This is a genomic window from Aeromonas sp. SE22 (assembly GCF_038739755.1).
GTDB lineage: Bacteria > Pseudomonadota > Gammaproteobacteria > Enterobacterales > Aeromonadaceae > Aeromonas > Aeromonas jandaei.
Window position 1 is genome coordinate 25,174 of record NZ_JBCGFD010000003.1, and the last position, 17,345, is coordinate 42,518.

Genomic DNA, 17,345 nt, shown 5'->3' on the forward strand with positions numbered 1-17,345 from the left:
CATGGCCAGAATGAAATTCATGTGTGACACCAAGCGCTGCATCGAGTGCAACGGCTGTGTGACGGCGTGCAAGAACGAGAACGACGATGCCCTCGAGTGGGGCATCCAGCGCCGCCGGGTGGTGACCCTTAACGACGGCCTGCCGGGGGAGACCTCCATCTCGGTCGCCTGCATGCACTGCACCGATGCTCCCTGCATGGCGGTCTGCCCGGCCGACTGCTTCTATCACACCGATGACGGCATTGTGCTGCACAACAAGGATCTCTGTATCGGTTGTGGCTACTGTCTGTTTGCCTGCCCGTTCGGGGCCCCCCAGTTCCCGAAGACCGCCGCCTTTGGCGATCGGGGCAAGATGGACAAGTGCACCTTCTGCGCTGGCGGCCCGGAAGAGGATCACAGCGAGGCGGAGCGCCAGAAGTACGGCGCCAACCGCATCGCCGAGGGCAAGCTGCCGATGTGTGCCGAGCTCTGCTCCACCAAGGCGCTGCTGGCGGGGGATGCGCAGGTGATCTCCGATATCTTCCGCGAGCGGGTCGCCTATCGCGGCGCCAAGGACGCGGGCTGGGGCAGCGGTGAAGAGTTGTTTTACGACGCCAGCAAGGCGGGCAAGGGAGGGGCGGCATGAAAACCTGGCTAATGGCCCTGTTTGCCGCCCTGCTGCTGGTGAGTACCGCAAGTTTCGCCGATGCCGAGAAAGAGGCGGTCGGCTTTGCCGGTGCCGATTACTGGCGGGCGGTGAAGGATGGGCAAGAGGGGTACACCACCTCCCGCTCGCCGGAGCACGGGGTGCTCATCTCGGTGCCGGGCCAGCTCTGGTTCGAGGTGAAGACCAAGTGGGTGTCGCCGCTCGGTGCCATCGCCATCTTCGGCTCGTTGGCCATGTGCGGCCTGATGTACTGGGTGGTGGGGCCGACCAAGCTCTCCAAACCGCGCACCGGGCGCAAGCTCAAGCGCTGGAGCCGGCTCGATCGGGCGCTGCACTGGACCACGGCGGGCATGTTCCTGACCCTCTCCGGGTCGGGGCTGGCCATCATCTACGGCAAGCACTTCATCAAGCCGGTGGTGAGCCTCGGGGTGTGGGAGAACTGGATCTGGTTCGCCAAGGTGTTCCACAACTACGTGGGGCCGCTCTTCTTCCTCTGCCTGATGGGAGTGCTCATCAAGTGGTTTCGCCACAACATCGTCAACATGGTGGATGTGCAGTGGTTTATGAAGGCGGGCGGCATGCTGGGGCCCCACAAGGGGAGTCACCCCTCGGCGGGCTTCTCCAACGGCGGTGAGAAGGCGATCTTCTGGCTGCTGATCTGGTTTGGCGGCATCGTCGTGGCGACCGGGCTGTTCCTCGATTTCCCCATCTTCGGCCAGCTGCGCCGCCAGATGGAGTGGGCCAGCTTCATCCATATCGTCGGCGCCTTGATCCTTATCTGCGGCTTTATCTTCCATATCTACATGGGCCTGTTCCAGCTGGAAGGGGCGCTGGAGGGGATGGTGACCGGCGAGGTGGACGAGACCTGGGCCAAGGAGCACCACGACCTCTGGTATGAAGAGGTGAAGCACACTCTCGATAAGCCCAAGGCGGGTAAATCAAGCTGATGGTCGACAAAGAGTAAAGAGAAGGGGCGCTGATGCGCCCCTTTTTATGTTCAATTTTCTCCGAATGCCGGCTCAGGTCACCGGCTTGAGTGGCAGGTGGATCTCGTAGCGCAATCCCTCGCCCGGCGGGCTGGTGACGTTGACCGAACCGCGCAAGTTGTTCTCCACCAGATTGTGGATGCGGCAGGCGCTGAGCCCGCAGTGGCTGGTGTTGCCGCGCAGAGTGGTGAAGAAGGGTTCAAACAGGCGGGGCAGTTTCTCTGGCGGCATGCCGGGGCCCGAGTCCTGATAGGTGAGCAGCAACGACTCCTCATCCTGAGCGACGTGGATGGTGAAGCTGTGCTCCCCGTTGCCGTGAAAGGCGTGATCCATGCTGTTTTTCACCAGCTCCTGCAGCAGGTCGACGAAGAGCGTTTCGGGGGCAGTCAGGGTGACTTCGCTCCCCTCAAGGCGGGGGATGACTCTGGCAATCTGCAGCTCGGCGGCGAATGCCTGCAACATATGCTCGGCACACTTCTTCACTGCGAAGGGGCGCGCCTCCTGTTCGTTTTGATCGCGGGTCAGCTCCTTGAAGCGGGTGATGAGCAGGGCGACCCGGCGCAGGCTGGACTCCACCAGTTCGGTGCCCTCCTTGATATCGGTCAGCTGCTGGTTGAGCAGGCGCTGGCCCAGTACCCCGTTTTTTACCGCATTGGCCAGCAGATCGCCGGCGCCCTGAATCAGGCTGGAGGCGGTGATGCCAACTCCGACTGGCGTGTTGATCTCATGGGCGATGCCGGCGGTGAGCTGAAACAGGCTCTGATAGAGCTGTACCTTGGCCTGCTGGCGACCAAGCTCGCGCAGGCGCAGCTGGTTCTGTACCCGGGCCAGAACCTCGAGCTGATGGAACGGCTTGGAGACATAGTCGCAGCCGCCCGCCTGAAAGGCTTGCTCAAGGGCACTGATCTCGCTGTTGGCGCTGATGAAGATGACGGGCAATCCCCAGTGCCCCTGTTGTTGTTTGATACGGCGGCATGCCTCGTAGCCATCCATCACCGGCATGTTGATGTCCATCAGGATAAGGTCGGGAGTTACTTGCGCTACAGCAGCAACGGCCTGCTGGCCATCCTCCGCTTCCCGCACCTGATAGCCCTCCTCTTCGAGCAGGCTGCGCAGGATATAGCGGTTGGAGGCCATATCATCGACGACAAGAATGTTGTGTATGGTGTTGGTGCCTGGCATACCGGTTGGCGCTTCCATGCAATGGGTCTGATGTTCAGCATAGTTCTTCATTAACCGCAGCGTAGCCTCATAGCGCCGCTATCGCTGAGGGAAATGGATGTGTTTGAGTCACGTTTGGGCATCTTTTTGGCCGCAGGGTATGGCCAAGCTCACAAAATGAAACAACTAAACGTCATATGATTGATTTCATTATGAGTCTTGCTCTCCTGCCGAACGGCAACTTCACGTAAATCAAAGAGAATGACTATGGCTACCGGACAATATCTGCTGTGGAAAGATGCACAGGGACAGGATTTTCGCCCCGTTGCACTGACAGGCACTGATCTGCTCAACAATCGTTATCTCAACAAGGGCACCGCCTTTACCGAACAGGAGCGGGCCGATTTCGATCTCGATGGCTTGCTGCCTCCTCAGGTGCAAACCTTCGAAGCCCAGCTGGATCGGGTTTATGAAGGCTTCAAGAGCGCGAGCAGCGATATCGAGAAGTACCAGAACCTGCGCGCGCTGCAGGATCGCAACGAGACCCTCTTCTATGCCCTGTTGTCTCGCCATGTGGAGGAGATGACCCCCTATATCTATACCCCGACCGTCGGCAAGGCGTGTCAGGAGTTCAGTCACCGCTTCCAGAAGCCGCGCGGCCTCTACATCACCCCGGACAACGTGGATGACATGGGCAGTCAGGCCCGTCACTTCGATGCCAAATCGATCCGCATCATAGTCGTCACCGACAGCCAGGGGATTCTGGGGATCGGCGACCAGGGTGTTGGCGGCATGGGTATTCCCATCGGCAAGCTGGCGCTCTATACCCTGGGGGCGGGCATCCATCCGGCCTGCTGCATGCCGATTGCGCTGGATGTCGGCACCGACAACCAGAAACTGCTGGATGATCCCATGTACCTCGGTCGCCCGCACAAGCGGATCCGCGGCAAGGAGTATGAGGAGTTCATCGACAAGTTCGTGCAGGGGGTCAAGCGTCACTTCCCCAATGCGGTGCTGCAGTGGGAAGATTTCAGCAAATCCAACGCCTTCAACAATCTGGCCCGCTATCAGCAGTCACTGCCGTCGTTCAACGATGATATTCAGGGTACGGGGGCCGTGGTGCTGGCCGGTATCATTGGAGCGGTCAAGGTCAAAGGTGAGACGCTGGGCCAACAGAACTATCTGGTCTATGGCGCGGGGGCCGGCGGGGTCGGGGTGGCGGATCAAATCTGCGCGGGGATGATCCGCGAGGGGATGGATCCGCAGGCCGCGCGGGATCGCATCTATATTCTGGATACCCAGGGACTGGTGTGTGACAACCGCGAGGGGCTTGACGAGTACAAGCGCCGCTACGCCAAGCCGGGCCTGCTGCTGGCCAGCTGGGACACCGAGGTGCCCGGCAAGGCCAGTCTGACCGATGTGTTGCGTCATGTGCCGATCACCGTTTTGTTGGGAACCAGTGGTTCAGGTGGCGCCTTCAAGGAAGAGCACATCCAGCTGATGCAAAAGCACTGCGAACGTCCCATGGTGTTCCCGCTCTCCAACCCGACCGCCAACTGCGAAGCCTTGCCGGAAGATATCTACAACTGGAGCCAAGGCAAGGTCATCGTCGCGACCGGCAGTCCGTTCAAGGATGTGAACTATGACGGACAGGATTTCCGGGTCGGGCAGGGCAACAACGTCTTTATCTTCCCCGGAGTGGGGCTGGCTGCGATTGTCAGCCAGATCCGCGAGATCACGCCCGATATCTTCACCACCGCCGCCTTTGCACTGGCCGAGTGCGTGAGTGAGGTCGATCTGGCGAAAGGGGCTGTCTATCCGCGTATTCGCGAGCTGCGCAGCATCTCGGTGCATGTGGCGACCGCAGTGCTCAAGGATATAGTGCGCAAGGATCCGTCCCACCCGCTGATCGGTCAGGATCTGCAGCAGCATATCCTCAATCACATGTGGGAGCCGGCCTACCTGCCTTATCGTCGGGTATAACCGCGTATCCACCACCCGGATAACGGGTCGGCCAAAATGACAAGGGGGTAGCACTGCTACCCCCTTCGTTTATTCCGTCAGCACTAAGTGCGTAGTGGCCGCCAGCTCCCTTGCTGATTGCGGCAGGCGGTATCCTGCCACTGCTGGCTGGCCTTGCCGATATAGAGTTGCTCACTATAGTCGCGACACCACTCTCCGTTGGTATGGCGGAAGGTGCGTAGCGGGGTGACGCTACCCGAGTGACGGTTGGCCGGATTGAACCAGGTGAGGCTCTGCCCTTTGGTGCGGGTTTCCAGCGCCTTGGCGAGTGCCTGATTGGCCAGTTGAACATCTGCCTTATCCATTTGATGGTAAAGCGGCTGGGTGTCGACCGTGGTGCAGCCAGCGAGGCCGAGCAGGAGGAGTGTTAGCAGATAACGCATTATGGTTGCCCCTGTTGGCTAAAGCCGTTGTTGAGCAGCGCACGCTCCTGCTCATCGGTAAGCACCTGTTGGCGATCATCGACCGTGCCATCGCCCCTGAGCTGGTTGCCGTTGGCATCGACGGCATCTACACCGTTGTCATCAAGCCCGTTGCCAAGGCCACGACCACCGGCATGAAGGTCTCCTCCGCCATGCAACTCGCCGCCAGCATGGCGCTCTCCACCCGCATGTTGGTCTCCTCCAGCGTGTTCACCACCTCCATGTTCACTGCCACCGCCGTTATTGTCGCTACCACCGCCTCCGTGGTCACTGCCACCGCCGCTATTGTCGCTACCACCGCCTCCGTGGTCACTGCCACCGCCGCTATTGTCGCTACCACCGCCCCCGTGGTCACTGCCACCACCGCTATTGTCGCTACCACCGCCTCCGTGGTCACTGCCACCGCCGCTATTGTCGTTACCACCGCCTCCGTGGTCGCTGCCACCCCCATTACCATCCTTGTTATGCACGATTAATGAATTGGCTATATAGCTATGGGTACCATTAAGAACCAGGTTGAACAGCTCGGTGGTAGGTGGCGCGTCAATCCAGTAGATGGATTCCACCAGCAGCTCAACCGGTTGCGGTGCCAATGCCAGGTTGCCAGTGTTAGCGGCGGCCGACCATCCCAGTAGTCGCATGCCGGTAAAGAGGGGCAATACAATCAATGTCGGGTTTTCGGCACGAGTCATGGCTGGTGAGATAGCAGCCCAACCGCGAGTGGTCAGGAATGGGTGTTCGCCGGTAAAGAAAGGAGGCAGTTGGTTGATGCCATAGAGTCTGCGCTCTCCCAACAGCACACGTTCTACCGCCAAGATCTGGTTGGTATGGCCATATTGATCGAGAACTCTTTCACCTGCTTGCAATGTCTCTATGAGACGTTCGCTTCCATCGGCCATGGTGATGCGGGTGCCAGCAACGAAGCAGGACTCGGCATATGCCTTGGTAACTTGCCACTCTTGATGGGCAAAGTCATAGCTAAACGGGTTGGCAAATAGGGCTAATGCAATGGCAGAACCAATCAGGAGCCTGCGTTGTGTCGGTTTGAAAGGGGGTTTTGGCATGGAGGACTCCTTGTCCATTTTGAACCATGTGGTCAAGTATAGAGCGGTGCGGGGATACCTTGAGCGGAGACCTGTAAAGCAAACATGATGGAAAAACGATTGGCGTTTGTCACAAAAGTACGTAAAATCGCATACTCGATGCTTGTAGCAACGAATCCCGCCTAAAAAGCCTGTTTCATGCCCTCCCCAAGCAGTAAAACGTAATTTGTGATGCCAAGATGCTCACTTTTTACCTTGAAAGCGTCTTTCGATAACTGAAAAGTGTCAAATATCCCTGTCAGTTATCAAAAAATTAAGGACATCCATGTTTTCCCTAGTCAAGCAAAGTGTCGCCGGGCTGCAGATCTTGTTTGTTGCCTTCGGTGCCATGGTTCTGGTGCCCCTGCTCACCGGACTGAACCCCTCCATGGCCCTGCTTGGCGCCGGTGTGGGCACTCTGTTGTTCCAGCTCTGTACCCGCCGCCAAGTGCCCATTTTTCTGGGCTCCAGCTTCGCTTTCATTGCTCCCATCATCTATGCCACCCAGACCTGGGGCTTGCCGTCCACCATGTTCGGTCTGTTTGCTGCCGGTTTCATGTATTTCATTCTGGCTGCGCTGATACGGGCGAAAGGGATGGGATTTGTCCATAAATTGCTGCCGCCGGTGGTGATTGGCCCGGTGATCATGGTGATTGGTCTCTCCGTGGCTCAGGTAGCCTGCAACATGGCGATGGGGCGTGCCGGTGGCGAGCAGGTTGTTCCCGCATCAACCGCGCTGACGCTGGCCGGTATTTCGCTGGCGGTGACCCTGATTGCTGCCGTGTTCTGCAAGGGGTGGATCAAGCTGATCCCCATCCTGTGTGGCGTGATTGCCGGTTATGTCTCTGCCGTACTGATGGGACAGGTTAACTTCGAGGGTCTGATCAACACCCCTTGGCTGGCGTTGCCTCACTTTGAAACCCCTGAGGTCAACTGGGCCGCAGCGCTGTTCATGCTGCCGGTGGCGATTGCTCCCTGTATCGAGCATATCGGTGGCGTGCTCGCCATTGGTGGTGTGACTGGTCAGGACTACACCAAAAATCCGGGTCTGCACCGTACTCTGGCCGGTGACGGTATCGGTGTCTGCTTCGCTGGCCTGATCGGTGGTCCTCCCGTCACTACCTATGCAGAAGTAACCGGCGCTGTGATGATCACCCGCAACTTCAATCCGGTTACCATGACCTGGGCTGCGGTATTCGCCATCATTCTGGCCTTCTTTGGCAAGTTCAATGCGCTGCTCACCTCCATCCCGATGCCGGTGATGGGCGGTATCATGTTGCTGCTGTTCGGATCCATCGCTGCCATCGGTCTCAAGACGCTGGTTGAATCCAAAGTGGATCTGGGCTTGTCGCGCAATATCGCCATCGTGGCTGTAACCCTGACCGTGGGTGTCGGTGCGCTGGAGATGAAGATCGGTGACTTCGCTTTGGCTGGTGTTGGTCTGGCTTCTGTTGCCGCCATCCTGCTCAACCTGATCCTGCCGGCCTACTCCGAAGAGGGGGTTATGGACTCCGCCAAGGATTGATTTTTGCCAGACGTCTCAAGCGGATAAGCATAAAGCCACCTCACGGTGGCTTTATGCTTTCTCATTTTTGTCATGGATCAAGGATTGCCTCGCCAGCGACTTTATGTCGCCACACCTATTTGACGGATCTCTCTTCGTGGCCTTAGCTAAAGGACAGGTTTGGCTCTAAGGTAGTCTTGAGCAGGGACGAGAAAATGGATGTTGGTGTTCTCACTCATTCTTTCCTGATCACGTGTTGGCACATCACCAAGGTGCCTTCGTATATCACATCAAGGTTGGATGCATTTCACGTTGTAACTCATCCACGGTTACCTGCCTCTATCTCTTTCATTGCCATTTGGCCACAGATTTTGTTCGAGCCACATTGCTCCAAATGGTGGCTTGCTAACACCATTCGAATCTGTTTGCTGCTGCGTATCTGATTCGCGGGTAGCGAGCCGTGGAAACCGGCACGGCCCGAGTTCGGGTCATACAGCCCAGCCATTGATGACGGCGGGGGTTTAGGGATGAATGGCAAGCAAAGCGAGGTCGCAATGAACTATCAATTGTTGTGGAAAGGTGCCCTGTTTTCAGTCTCTTCCGTGCTGGCGTTGGGAGCGGCACAGGCTGCACCGCTAAACGTGATGACTGAGGATTACCCACCGTTCAACATGCAAGGGGAAGGGGGCAAGATTGTAGGCCTCTCTACCGAGGTTGTTGAAGAGCTGTTCAAGCGCGCGGGAGTTGAATACAAGATTACCCTGATGCCCTGGAAACGGGCTTATGAAGATACCCTCAGCACCCCCAACACCGCGCTCTATTCCACGACTCGCACGCCGGAACGTGAAACTCTGTTCAAATGGGTTGGCCCCTTGGTCAACAATAACTGGGTCTTCTTCTCCAGCTCCACTGCCAATATTTCGATCAAGTCGCTGGACGATGCCAAACAGTATTCGGTCGGTGGCTATAACGGTGATGCTGCTGCCGAGTATCTGAAAGCACAGGGTTTTTCCAAGTTGCAGCTGGCCGCCAACGATACGGCAAACGTGAAAAAACTGGAGGCCGGGCGTATCGACCTGTGGGCAACAGGTCAGTATCTGGCTCCCTATCTGGCGAACAAGGAGAAGGCAGCCAATCCCAAACCGGTGTTCGTGTTCAAGGAAACCCAGATGAGTTTGGCGTTCAACAAAGATACCCCTGATGAACTTATTAAAAAGTTGAATGAAATCCTGGCAGCCATGAAAGCAGATGGCACCATCGAGAAGATCAACGCCAAGTACCAGTAAGTCTTACTGCTCGGGCTGCCGTTAATACCGGGAGGAAGCCATGGATTGGAAAAGTCTGAAATTCAGGATCGCCGTGCTGACCTCCCTGTCGGTGAGTCTGCTGTTGGTGTTGTTTGGGGGGTACAATTACAGTGCCTCCAGGGCGGAGAGCTACAGCAAACAAGCGCAGCTGGTGGACCAGGCCATCAGCCGGCTGCAGCTCTCTTTGCCCGGTCCTTTGTGGAACTACGAATCTTCATTTATCGAGGCATCGCTCAAGTCCGAGCTGGCTGCCGACATGCTGAGTGCCTTGCTGGTGGTCAGCAAGGACAAGCCGGTAGCCGGTTTTTCTCGTGATGAGGCGGGGTCGATTGCACCGATCAGTACAATCCCCGCCGATATCAGCACATATAGTGGTCATGATCTGGTTTATGACGACAGCGGCCAGAAGACGACGGTAGCTCGCTTGTTGGTGCATACCAGTGATGCCGCTATTCAGGCACACCTGCGGCAGCAACTGATTACTACTGTTTGGCAGATTGTGGTGCTTGATATCTGCATCATCGCCTTGCTGATGGTTCTGATGCATCGCAATGTGCTGCGACCGCTCAACCAGATGAATCAAGCCGTGTTCGATTTAGCCCAAGGAGATGGTGACCTGACCCAGCGTTTGAAAATCAACCGTCATGATGAGATGGGGACGCTTGCTATCAACATCAACCACTTTATTGCCAAGCTGCAGGAGATGGTGGCGGAGATTAACGAGTTGTCGGTCGGGGTTCTGCAAACGGCAGAGCGGTGTGACAATTTGTCTGCTGATACCCGCAGTGGTAGCGATGCTCAGCAATCCGAACTTGATCAGGTTGCAACGGCTATCACCGAGATGAGCCAGGCAGTGCAGGAAGTAGCAGGTAATGCAGTGAAAACCTCTACGGCGACCGATGAGGCCAATCTTTATGTAGAGCAGGGATATAGTCTGGCAGGTCATGCCAATGAGGCGATCAGACAGCTGGTGGGTGAAGTGGAACGGGTTGCGACACTGATGCGTTCTTTGTCTACCGAGAGCAACAGCATCGGCAATATTATCGAAGTGATCAACGGCATTGCCGAACAAACCAATCTTCTGGCGCTGAATGCAGCTATCGAGGCTGCGAGAGCCGGAGACCAAGGGCGAGGTTTTGCCGTTGTAGCCGATGAGGTGAGGACGCTGTCCGGGCGTACTCGCCAGTCAACGGAAGAGATCAGCGCTAGCATTAAGCGTTTGCAACAGGCTACCCAGAATGTGGGTGCCGGGATGCAACAGAGTCAGGATAGAGCGTCACAGGCTGGCGCTGAAGCTGCTGATGTGCAGATGTCGGTTGAGAAGATAAAGAATCAGGTCAGCCTGATCCGCGAGATGAACATGTATATTGCGCAGGCTTCGGAGGAGCAGCACTCGGTTGCCGAGGCGGTGAGCCACAGCGTCAACCGGATTGCGACACTCAATAGTGAAAATGCTGGAAGAGTTGCCCAGGTTGCCGAAGCGAGCAGCGATCTGCGTCAGTTATCAGCCCAGCTGGACACATTGTTGAAGCAGTTTAGGGTCTGAAACGGTTCTCTTTATGACATACCTAACAACGGATTCATCCCGCCTGTTCCCCCGGTCTGGCCGGGGGAACCTTTGAAAGATGATACAAATAGATACTGCCCTGATTTTCCCGTCGTACACTTCTCTCGCTCCTATTGTGAAGCAGATCCTTACCCATTAGAATTTCCCGCGATGGCAGGCCGTTTTCGGAGCTGTTTGATTCTATCTGGATGTGGATTCCGGTTTGCTTGACGATGAAGAAAATAGCAAGGGGTTGATATGACGGGCGTTGCGACAGGCAATAACATATCAACCTACCATTTCGGTGATTATGTTTTTGATGTTAAAAGGCGGGAGCTTGTTTTTGGTACGGATTCAGATGCTGCACAAACCAGCAAGACAGCTCGGTTTTCATCGGCGGAGTCTCTCATCTTCTGCTATTTACTGGATCATCCCGATGAAGTGTGTGACAAGGATTTACTTCTGGATATTGGTTGGCAAGGGCGTCCTATCAGCCCCAATTCATTGAACGTAGCCATTGCCAATATCCGTCGCCACTTCGCCCTGACTCCCCAGATCCTCGATATAAAAAGTACGCCTAAAAAGGGTTATTCCTTGCACCTGAACTGCAAGGTCATCGCGGGATATGGCTATCAGGAACCCGAAAATGTGGTCACTGACGCATATCCTGTATCGGATGAGATAATTGCTGCATCCTCCCATCTTACGTCTCCTGACACGGCCTCTTCATCAGGTGATAAGGTAGTTGCCCTCACACCAGCCAAGGCAACATCTCTCATGCAACGTATCAAGTTTGCATTGCTGCATCGACTGGGTCGGCCTGTGTTGGCAAAAGCCTTGACCTATATAAATCTGGCACTGCTCTTGTTATTGCTGTGTGTTGCCAGTTATTTGCATTTTGAATGGCTCCACGTTAGCTGTGGCGAGGGCACTTCGGGACTTGTTTGCCGGATGGAAGCCAAAAGCGAAGTGCCTGTCACCAAGCCTGATTCTCTGGTTCTGATCTCGGGCCATCAGGTGCGTATTTTTTCCTACCAAGAGTTAGAACAAACGCCTTAAGGGATGGCTGATGAAACGAACGTTGAAAAATGCCTTGATGTTTCTACCGCTGTCCTTGGTACTGCTTTTTGTCGCGGGGATGTTCATCAATAGCCTGGGATGTCATTACGAACTTCGAATGTCTGCGAATGGCGTCAATTATCATGGGGTATGTCGTTGGGGCAAGATCACCGTGATTGAGGAGGAGGAGTCCACCAAGGAGAAATGGCGGATAACCGGATTTCAACTGACGTTGTTTGACCAGCTGGTATATCTCATCGACAGCAGGGTACAGCTCCACGAGTCTGGCAAGGACGACTCTTATCTGAACGAATACAATCTCATCCAGTCCCAGTACGCATTGGTTAACTATGCTTGGGTGCCGTTGACGGAAAACAAGGTGGCGATTTTTCAGCGAGATCCGGTACACGAGGTTGTGATTGCGCAGCGTGATGGCTGGTTTGATCTCTACCGCTGGTTCTTTCCTCCAGCACCGCTATTGCCAACCAAAGGGCAGAGTGAAGGTTAAGCCTTGATTAGTGTGCACCAGGGGCCGGTAAGATCGCAGTGACCTCTCTCTTCGGTCTCTATCCAGCCAAGCCGGTGATAAAAAGCAACGGCAGCAGTATTGCGAGTGGCGACTTTTAGTGATCCTGGGCCAGTAGCAAGGCCCTGTTCAAGCAGGGCTCGTCCAATCCCGTGGCCATGCCAGTCTGTCGAAACATAAAGATGGTGGACAAAATTATCGGGTTTCCAGATTGCAATAAAGCCACAGATATTTCCTCCGTGTTCGGCAATCCATATTTCCTCTCCTGCTGTTTGCTGCTCAAAATCATCAAGCTGGAACCTGGCTGGTTCAACCCAATGAAACGTGTCTCTGCGACTTTTCAGGAAGAGCTGGGCTAGTTGGGGAATATCTTTTTGTTCCATTACGCGGATCATTGTGACCTCCCTGGTCAGGCCGTGGCACATCTTATGTGCCCTGGTTTTTGTTGTTCAGAAGTAAATGACAAGGACGTGATTAAGCTCTGTCTATTGTCATTAGCATGGGGCTATACTGCCGAAGTCCCCTGTATGGATGGCTTGAGGCTCGCTGATTTATGGACAATAAACAGATTGAAGGCAACATCTTTGTTCCGGCTCATATAGACGATGTCTGGCATGCCTGGACAACAGAGAGTGGCCTGCGCAGTTTTCTGGCGCCCGAGTGTTTGATGGTGGCAGAACCGAATGGCCCGTTCGAAATCTACTTCAGACCGGATGCTCCGCTTGGGGAGCGGGGAAGTGAAGGATGCCGGGTGATGGCTGTGATGCCCTATGACCTGCTCAGTTTCAGCTGGAATTTCCCTCCCTCTTTCCCGCACATCCGCCAGCAAAAGACTCAGGTTTGTCTGCGCTTTGTACCGGAAGGGCAGGGTACCCGTCTCTATTTCCTGCAAACCGGTTGGGCCAATGATCCAGACTGGGATCAGGGCTATGCCTATTTCCGGGAAGAGTGGCTGGAGACCAGCTTACCACGGCTGCAGTACCGCTTTACTCACGGCCCTATTGACTGGAGCAATCCGCCTGACAAAGCGCAGTTGAAGTCGCTGGCGCAGTAATTTGCAGATAAAAAAAACCGGCCAGAAGGCCGGTTGAAACAGTTCAGGCTTGTCAGGTGACAAACGTATCCAGTGGATGAAAGTGGTTTCCACTCCTTGTGAATTCCAGCTCTCTTGGTTACGTGCCGACACTATATGTCCGGATCACTGAATTGAGGCTGAACCATGGATCATTCAGCCCCATTCCCGCCTTGGTTCAGATGGCCATCCCCATTGATTGACGCAAGTAGGCGCCAGCGCCAAGCAGTCCCGGGCCCTCATGGGTGATGAGGAAAACCGGGATCTCCTTGAGATAGGATTTGAAGCGGCCTTTGTCTTCAAACGCCACTCGAAAACCCGAGTTGATAAAGAATTCCTTGAAACGCGGCACTATGCCGCCGGCGATATAGACGCCGCCGAACGTGCCCATATTGAGGGCCAGGTTACCGGCAAAGCGACCCATCAACACGCAGAAGAGGCTCAGGGTACGGCGGCAATCGAGGCAGGATCCGGCCAATGCCCGTTCGGTGATCGCTTTGGGTTCAAGTGCTTCAGGTTCACGCCCGTCTGATTTGACCAGCCCGCGATAGAGATTGACCAGGCCCGGACCAGAGAGAAAGCGTTCGGCCGAGACATGGCCGAGTTCGCCGCGCATCACCTGCAAAACGGCATCTTCTTCTTCATTGTTGGCTGCAAAATCGACATGACCGCCTTCACCCGGCAGGCTGAGCCACTGCTCGCCTGCTTTCACCAGATGTGCCACACCAAGTCCGGTGCCAGCACCATAAATAGCAATAGGTTTTCCGGCAACGGGGGTTGCACCACCCAGTTGGATTCGCTCTTCCTCAGCCAGTACCGGTACTGCCATGGAGACGGCGGTGAAGTCGTTGATCACCTGCAGACGGCCAAGGCCAAGGTTGGCCTGCATCTCGCTGATGGAAAATTCCCAACTGTGGTTGGTCATAGCGACCCAGTCACCGTTGATGGGACAGGCAATCGCGATACAGGCTTCATTGACTTGAGCCTTGTGCTCTTCCAGATAAAGGCGGACGACCGCTTCCAGAGATGGGTGCTCCAGACCTGAGTAAGTCTTGGCTTGAGAGATTGCGCCGGTGGCCAGTTCGCACAAAGCCAGGCGAGCATTGGTTCCGCCGACATCGCCGACCAGTGCATGGGTATGCTGCATAACAACTCCTTCGTTACAAGGTGTGGACGACCAGTGGCGCCCTGACATTATTATTTTCCGCCAATTCTAACCGAGCCAAAGCGATGGTCGTCTGTTGGAGACGCACAAACGTGCGCCCGCTCACAGTGTTGTTGCTTTGCAACATTTGTAAGCGGTTTCAATCGGCAGTGACATTTTGTAACGAAAAGAACGAAATAATTAGAGATGAGTCATACTTTGTATTGTGGGTGTTAGTTGCGTTAACCGCTTGTCTTGTATAGTCATCAGGTTGATTGGAAACCTGCTTAGCCGTAAATTGAGTGCAAAGACACTGAAGCTAAATTACAAAATGCCTGGTGGTGATGATGAATACCCTTGATAAAATTACAAACAACTTGGAAAGTTTCAGTAAATCAGAGCGCAAGGTCGCCGAAGTGATTTTGGCATCCCCACAGACGGCTATTCACTCCAGTATCGCCGCCCTGGCCAAGATGGCCGATGTCAGCGAGCCGACCGTCAACCGCTTTTGCCGTCGCCTTGACACCAAAGGATTCCCTGATTTCAAACTGCATCTGGCCCAGAGCTTGGCCAATGGCACCCCTTATGTGAATCGTCATGTGGAAGCGGAAGATGGTCCGGATACCTATACCGCCAAGATCTTCGAATCCACCATGGCTTGCCTCGATGCAGCCAAAAACAGTCTGGATATTTCCGCCATCAATCGTTGTGTCGATATTCTGACCCAGTCCAAGAAGATCAGTTTCTTTGGCCTTGGCGCCTCCTCCGCAGTGGCCCGCGATGCTCAGAACAAGTTTTTCCGCTTCAACATTCCGGTAGTGAGCTTCGACGACATCGTCATGATGCGCATGAGTTGCATCAACAGCAGCGAAGGGGACGTGGTTGTTCTCATCTCTCACACTGGCCGTACCAAGGCGCTGGTGGAAATAGCCGCGCTGGCTCGTGAAAACGACGCCACCGTTATCGGCATGACCGCCAAGGACTCCCCGCTGGCACGTGAGTGCAATCTGGTGCTCTCCATGGATGTGCCGGAAGATACCGACGTCTATATGCCGATGGCATCCCGCATCGCCCAGCTGGCGTTGGTTGATGTACTGGCAACCGGTTTTACCCTGCGCCGGGGAATGAAATTTCGCGAAAACCTGAAGAAGGTTAAAGAGGGACTGCGCGAATCCCGCTTCGAAACCCCGCACTCTTCCTGAATGGTCGGGGGCTTTGCCCCCGACTGTCTATGCCACCCGCCTTGGTGTAGTATTGTAATTTAGTAACAAAAGCCACCCAGAGGGCTTGCAAACGGGTGCATCGAGCTATCGGCTTGATGGGGCAGAATCTCAACTCGTATCAACTTCATATCGGAGTCTTTCATGCCTAGACGTACAAAGATTGTAACCACACTCGGTCCTGCTACCGACCGCGAAGGGATCCTCGAAGGGATCATCCGCGCCGGTGCCGACATGGTGCGGATGAACTTCTCTCACGGCACTCCTGAAGATCACATCCTGCGCGCCAATCAGGTGCGTGAAATTGCTGCCAAGCTGGGCCGTCACGTTGCCATCATGGGTGACCTGCAGGGGCCGAAAATCCGCGTTTCCACTTTCAAAGACGGCAAGATCTATCTGGCTATCGGTGACAAATTCGTGCTGGATGCGGCCCTTGGCAAAGGGGAAGGTTGTCAGGAGCAGGTTGGTATCGACTACAAGAGCCTGCCAAACGATGTTGTGCCTGGCGATATCCTGTTGCTGGATGATGGCCGTGTGCAGCTGAAAGTAGAGAGCGTCGAAGGCACCCGTATTCTGACCACTGTCACTGTGGCTGGCCCGCTCTCCAATAACAAGGGCATCAACAAGAAAGGGGGCGGCCTCTCCGCGCCGGCGCTGACCGAGAAGGACAAGGAAGATATCAAGACTGCCGCCCGTATGAACGTGGACTATCTGGCGGTCTCCTTCCCCCGTTGTGGCGATGACCTGCGCTACGCCCGCGAGCTGGCCCGCGAAGCCGGTTCCAATGCCAAGATCGTGGCCAAGGTTGAGCGCGCCGAAACTGTCGCCACTGACGAAGCGATGGAGGACATCATCCTCGGTTCCGACGCCGTCATGGTTGCCCGTGGCGATCTGGGTGTCGAGATCGGTGACCCCGAGCTGGTTGGCGTACAGAAGAAGCTGATCCGCTTCTCCCGTCGTCTGAACCGGGTGGTGATCACCGCGACTCAAATGATGGAGTCGATGATCAATGCGCCGCTGCCGACCCGTGCCGAAGTGATGGACGTGGCCAACGCCGTGCTGGATGGTACCGATGCCGTGATGCTCTCTGCCGAGACCGCTGCCGGTCAGTTCCCCATCGAGACCGTGACCTCCATGGCCAGCGTCTGTGTCGGTGCCGAAAAGCATCCGAGCCTGAACGTCTCCAACCACCGCATGAACTACACCTTCACTTCTGTCGAAGAAGCGGTAGCCATGTCGACCATGTATGCAGCCAACCATCTGGAAGGGGTCAAGGCGATTGTGGCGCTGACCGAATCCGGTACCACTCCGCTGCTGATGTCCCGAATCAGCTCCGGTTTGCCGATCTTTGCCATGTCTCCGCACAACAAGACCCTGGCCTGGACCAACCTCTACCGCGGCGTCACCCCTGTGCTGTTTGACGGTGACGAGACCAAGCCGGTCTATGAAGTGTGCCGCGATGCGCTGGATGTCCTGAAAGCCAAAGGTCTGCTGCAGAGCGGTGACATGGTGTTGCTGACCCACGGTGATAAGATGGAGACCGTCGGCAGTACCAACACCTGCAAGGTGATGATGGTCGAATAAGCGGTTTGACTTGCTGACTATCAAGGCTGCCCACCTTTGGTGGGCAGCCTTTTTTATGTCGGTT

Annotated in this window: 16 protein-coding genes; 11 read left to right on the forward strand and 5 right to left on the reverse strand. The window is 55.5% G+C overall.

Features of this window, described 5'->3' with window-relative positions; genetic code table 11:
* Position 1 precedes the first annotated feature (1 nt).
* Both fdh3B and AAHA39_RS07095 read left to right on the forward strand, forming a co-directional pair.
* On the forward strand, positions 2-625 hold the full coding sequence (fdh3B, locus tag AAHA39_RS07090; RefSeq protein WP_041208940.1) for a formate dehydrogenase FDH3 subunit beta: 624 nt from the start codon (positions 2-4) through the stop codon (positions 623-625).
* Positions 622-1,593, forward strand: a complete 972-nt coding sequence (locus tag AAHA39_RS07095) for a formate dehydrogenase subunit gamma (RefSeq protein ID WP_255936636.1) — start codon at positions 622-624, stop codon at positions 1,591-1,593. Before fdh3B ends, AAHA39_RS07095 begins: the two co-directional genes overlap by 4 nt.
* Before the next feature lie 72 nt (positions 1,594-1,665).
* Here AAHA39_RS07095 and AAHA39_RS07100 read toward each other — a convergent pair whose 3' ends face one another.
* Positions 1,666-2,865: a hybrid sensor histidine kinase/response regulator gene (locus AAHA39_RS07100; RefSeq protein ID WP_320657378.1), complete on the reverse strand. Its 1,200-nt coding sequence runs from the start codon at positions 2,863-2,865 to the stop codon at positions 1,666-1,668.
* A 195-nt stretch (positions 2,866-3,060) separates the two neighbouring features.
* Between AAHA39_RS07100 and AAHA39_RS07105 the strand changes: the two genes are divergently transcribed.
* Complete coding sequence (locus AAHA39_RS07105) at positions 3,061-4,776, forward strand: NAD-dependent malic enzyme (RefSeq protein WP_342690008.1); 1,716 nt, start codon at positions 3,061-3,063, stop codon at positions 4,774-4,776.
* 83 nt (positions 4,777-4,859) lie between these two features.
* Here AAHA39_RS07105 and AAHA39_RS07110 read toward each other — a convergent pair whose 3' ends face one another.
* Both AAHA39_RS07110 and AAHA39_RS07115 read right to left on the reverse strand, forming a co-directional pair.
* Complete coding sequence (locus AAHA39_RS07110; protein ID WP_201966689.1) at positions 4,860-5,201, reverse strand: RT0821/Lpp0805 family surface protein; 342 nt, start codon at positions 5,199-5,201, stop codon at positions 4,860-4,862.
* Positions 5,198-6,301 (reverse strand): Hint domain-containing protein, encoded by a 1,104-nt coding sequence (locus tag AAHA39_RS07115; protein ID WP_320656766.1) that lies wholly within the window; start codon positions 6,299-6,301, stop codon positions 5,198-5,200. The genes AAHA39_RS07110 and AAHA39_RS07115 overlap by 4 nt, the downstream gene beginning before the upstream one ends.
* Positions 6,302-6,605: 304 nt before the next feature.
* On the opposite strand from AAHA39_RS07115, the gene AAHA39_RS07120 reads away from it, so the two are divergent.
* The 5 genes from AAHA39_RS07120 to AAHA39_RS07140 all read left to right on the forward strand — a co-directional run bounded on the left by AAHA39_RS07120 (position 6,606) and on the right by AAHA39_RS07140 (position 12,243).
* A complete protein-coding gene (locus AAHA39_RS07120; protein WP_320656767.1) occupies positions 6,606-7,844 on the forward strand; it encodes a uracil-xanthine permease family protein in 1,239 nt (412 codons plus the stop codon).
* Between the two features lie 533 nt (positions 7,845-8,377).
* Positions 8,378-9,109 (forward strand): substrate-binding periplasmic protein, encoded by a 732-nt coding sequence (locus tag AAHA39_RS07125; RefSeq protein ID WP_042031631.1) that lies wholly within the window; start codon positions 8,378-8,380, stop codon positions 9,107-9,109.
* 40 nt (positions 9,110-9,149) lie between these two features.
* Positions 9,150-10,676 carry a methyl-accepting chemotaxis protein gene (locus AAHA39_RS07130; RefSeq protein WP_320656768.1) on the forward strand — a complete coding sequence of 509 codons (1,527 nt, stop codon included), beginning with the start codon at positions 9,150-9,152 and terminating at the stop codon, positions 10,674-10,676.
* A 258-nt stretch (positions 10,677-10,934) separates the two neighbouring features.
* Positions 10,935-11,735, forward strand: coding sequence for a winged helix-turn-helix domain-containing protein (locus AAHA39_RS07135; protein ID WP_320656769.1), 801 nt, complete (start codon positions 10,935-10,937; stop codon positions 11,733-11,735).
* Between the two features lie 10 nt (positions 11,736-11,745).
* A complete protein-coding gene (locus AAHA39_RS07140; protein ID WP_185226727.1) occupies positions 11,746-12,243 on the forward strand; it encodes a hypothetical protein in 498 nt (165 codons plus the stop codon).
* Here the strand turns inward: AAHA39_RS07140 and AAHA39_RS07145 are convergent.
* Complete coding sequence (locus tag AAHA39_RS07145; RefSeq protein WP_082035469.1) at positions 12,240-12,656, reverse strand: GNAT family N-acetyltransferase; 417 nt, start codon at positions 12,654-12,656, stop codon at positions 12,240-12,242. The two genes, AAHA39_RS07140 and AAHA39_RS07145, sit on opposite strands and share 4 nt — an antisense overlap.
* Positions 12,657-12,814: 158 nt before the next feature.
* On the opposite strand from AAHA39_RS07145, the gene AAHA39_RS07150 reads away from it, so the two are divergent.
* Complete coding sequence (locus AAHA39_RS07150; protein WP_041208927.1) at positions 12,815-13,315, forward strand: SRPBCC family protein; 501 nt, start codon at positions 12,815-12,817, stop codon at positions 13,313-13,315.
* Between the two features lie 196 nt (positions 13,316-13,511).
* Here AAHA39_RS07150 and glk read toward each other — a convergent pair whose 3' ends face one another.
* Positions 13,512-14,528: a glucokinase gene (glk, locus tag AAHA39_RS07155; protein WP_139395083.1), complete on the reverse strand. Its 1,017-nt coding sequence runs from the start codon at positions 14,526-14,528 to the stop codon at positions 13,512-13,514.
* 296 nt (positions 14,529-14,824) lie between these two features.
* Between glk and AAHA39_RS07160 the strand changes: the two genes are divergently transcribed.
* Both AAHA39_RS07160 and pyk read left to right on the forward strand, forming a co-directional pair.
* Complete coding sequence (locus AAHA39_RS07160) at positions 14,825-15,679, forward strand: MurR/RpiR family transcriptional regulator (RefSeq protein WP_005334759.1); 855 nt, start codon at positions 14,825-14,827, stop codon at positions 15,677-15,679.
* 162 nt (positions 15,680-15,841) lie between these two features.
* Positions 15,842-17,281, forward strand: coding sequence for a pyruvate kinase (gene pyk, locus AAHA39_RS07165; protein WP_033114470.1), 1,440 nt, complete (start codon positions 15,842-15,844; stop codon positions 17,279-17,281).
* Positions 17,282-17,345 lie beyond the last annotated feature (64 nt).

Bases quoted from the DNA above. Each gene is read 5' to 3' on its own strand.
- AAHA39_RS07105 (WP_342690008.1), top strand. From the start codon at position 3,061: ATGGCTACCGGACAATATCTGCTGTGGAAAGATGCACAGGGACAGGAT.
- AAHA39_RS07135 (WP_320656769.1), top strand. From the start codon at position 10,935: ATGACGGGCGTTGCGACAGGCAATAACATATCAACCTACCATTTCGGT.
- fdh3B (WP_041208940.1), top strand. From the start codon at position 2: ATGGCCAGAATGAAATTCATGTGTGACACCAAGCGCTGCATCGAGTGC.
- pyk (WP_033114470.1), top strand. From the start codon at position 15,842: ATGCCTAGACGTACAAAGATTGTAACCACACTCGGTCCTGCTACCGAC.
- AAHA39_RS07145 (WP_082035469.1), bottom strand. From the start codon at position 12,656: ATGATCCGCGTAATGGAACAAAAAGATATTCCCCAACTAGCCCAGCTC.
- AAHA39_RS07125 (WP_042031631.1), top strand. From the start codon at position 8,378: ATGAACTATCAATTGTTGTGGAAAGGTGCCCTGTTTTCAGTCTCTTCC.
- AAHA39_RS07160 (WP_005334759.1), top strand. From the start codon at position 14,825: ATGAATACCCTTGATAAAATTACAAACAACTTGGAAAGTTTCAGTAAA.
- AAHA39_RS07130 (WP_320656768.1), top strand. From the start codon at position 9,150: ATGGATTGGAAAAGTCTGAAATTCAGGATCGCCGTGCTGACCTCCCTG.
- AAHA39_RS07140 (WP_185226727.1), top strand. From the start codon at position 11,746: ATGAAACGAACGTTGAAAAATGCCTTGATGTTTCTACCGCTGTCCTTG.
- AAHA39_RS07150 (WP_041208927.1), top strand. From the start codon at position 12,815: ATGGACAATAAACAGATTGAAGGCAACATCTTTGTTCCGGCTCATATA.
- AAHA39_RS07115 (WP_320656766.1), bottom strand. From the start codon at position 6,301: ATGCCAAAACCCCCTTTCAAACCGACACAACGCAGGCTCCTGATTGGT.
- AAHA39_RS07120 (WP_320656767.1), top strand. From the start codon at position 6,606: ATGTTTTCCCTAGTCAAGCAAAGTGTCGCCGGGCTGCAGATCTTGTTT.
- AAHA39_RS07095 (WP_255936636.1), top strand. From the start codon at position 622: ATGAAAACCTGGCTAATGGCCCTGTTTGCCGCCCTGCTGCTGGTGAGT.
- glk (WP_139395083.1), bottom strand. From the start codon at position 14,528: ATGTCAGGGCGCCACTGGTCGTCCACACCTTGTAACGAAGGAGTTGTT.
- AAHA39_RS07100 (WP_320657378.1), bottom strand. From the start codon at position 2,865: ATGAAGAACTATGCTGAACATCAGACCCATTGCATGGAAGCGCCAACC.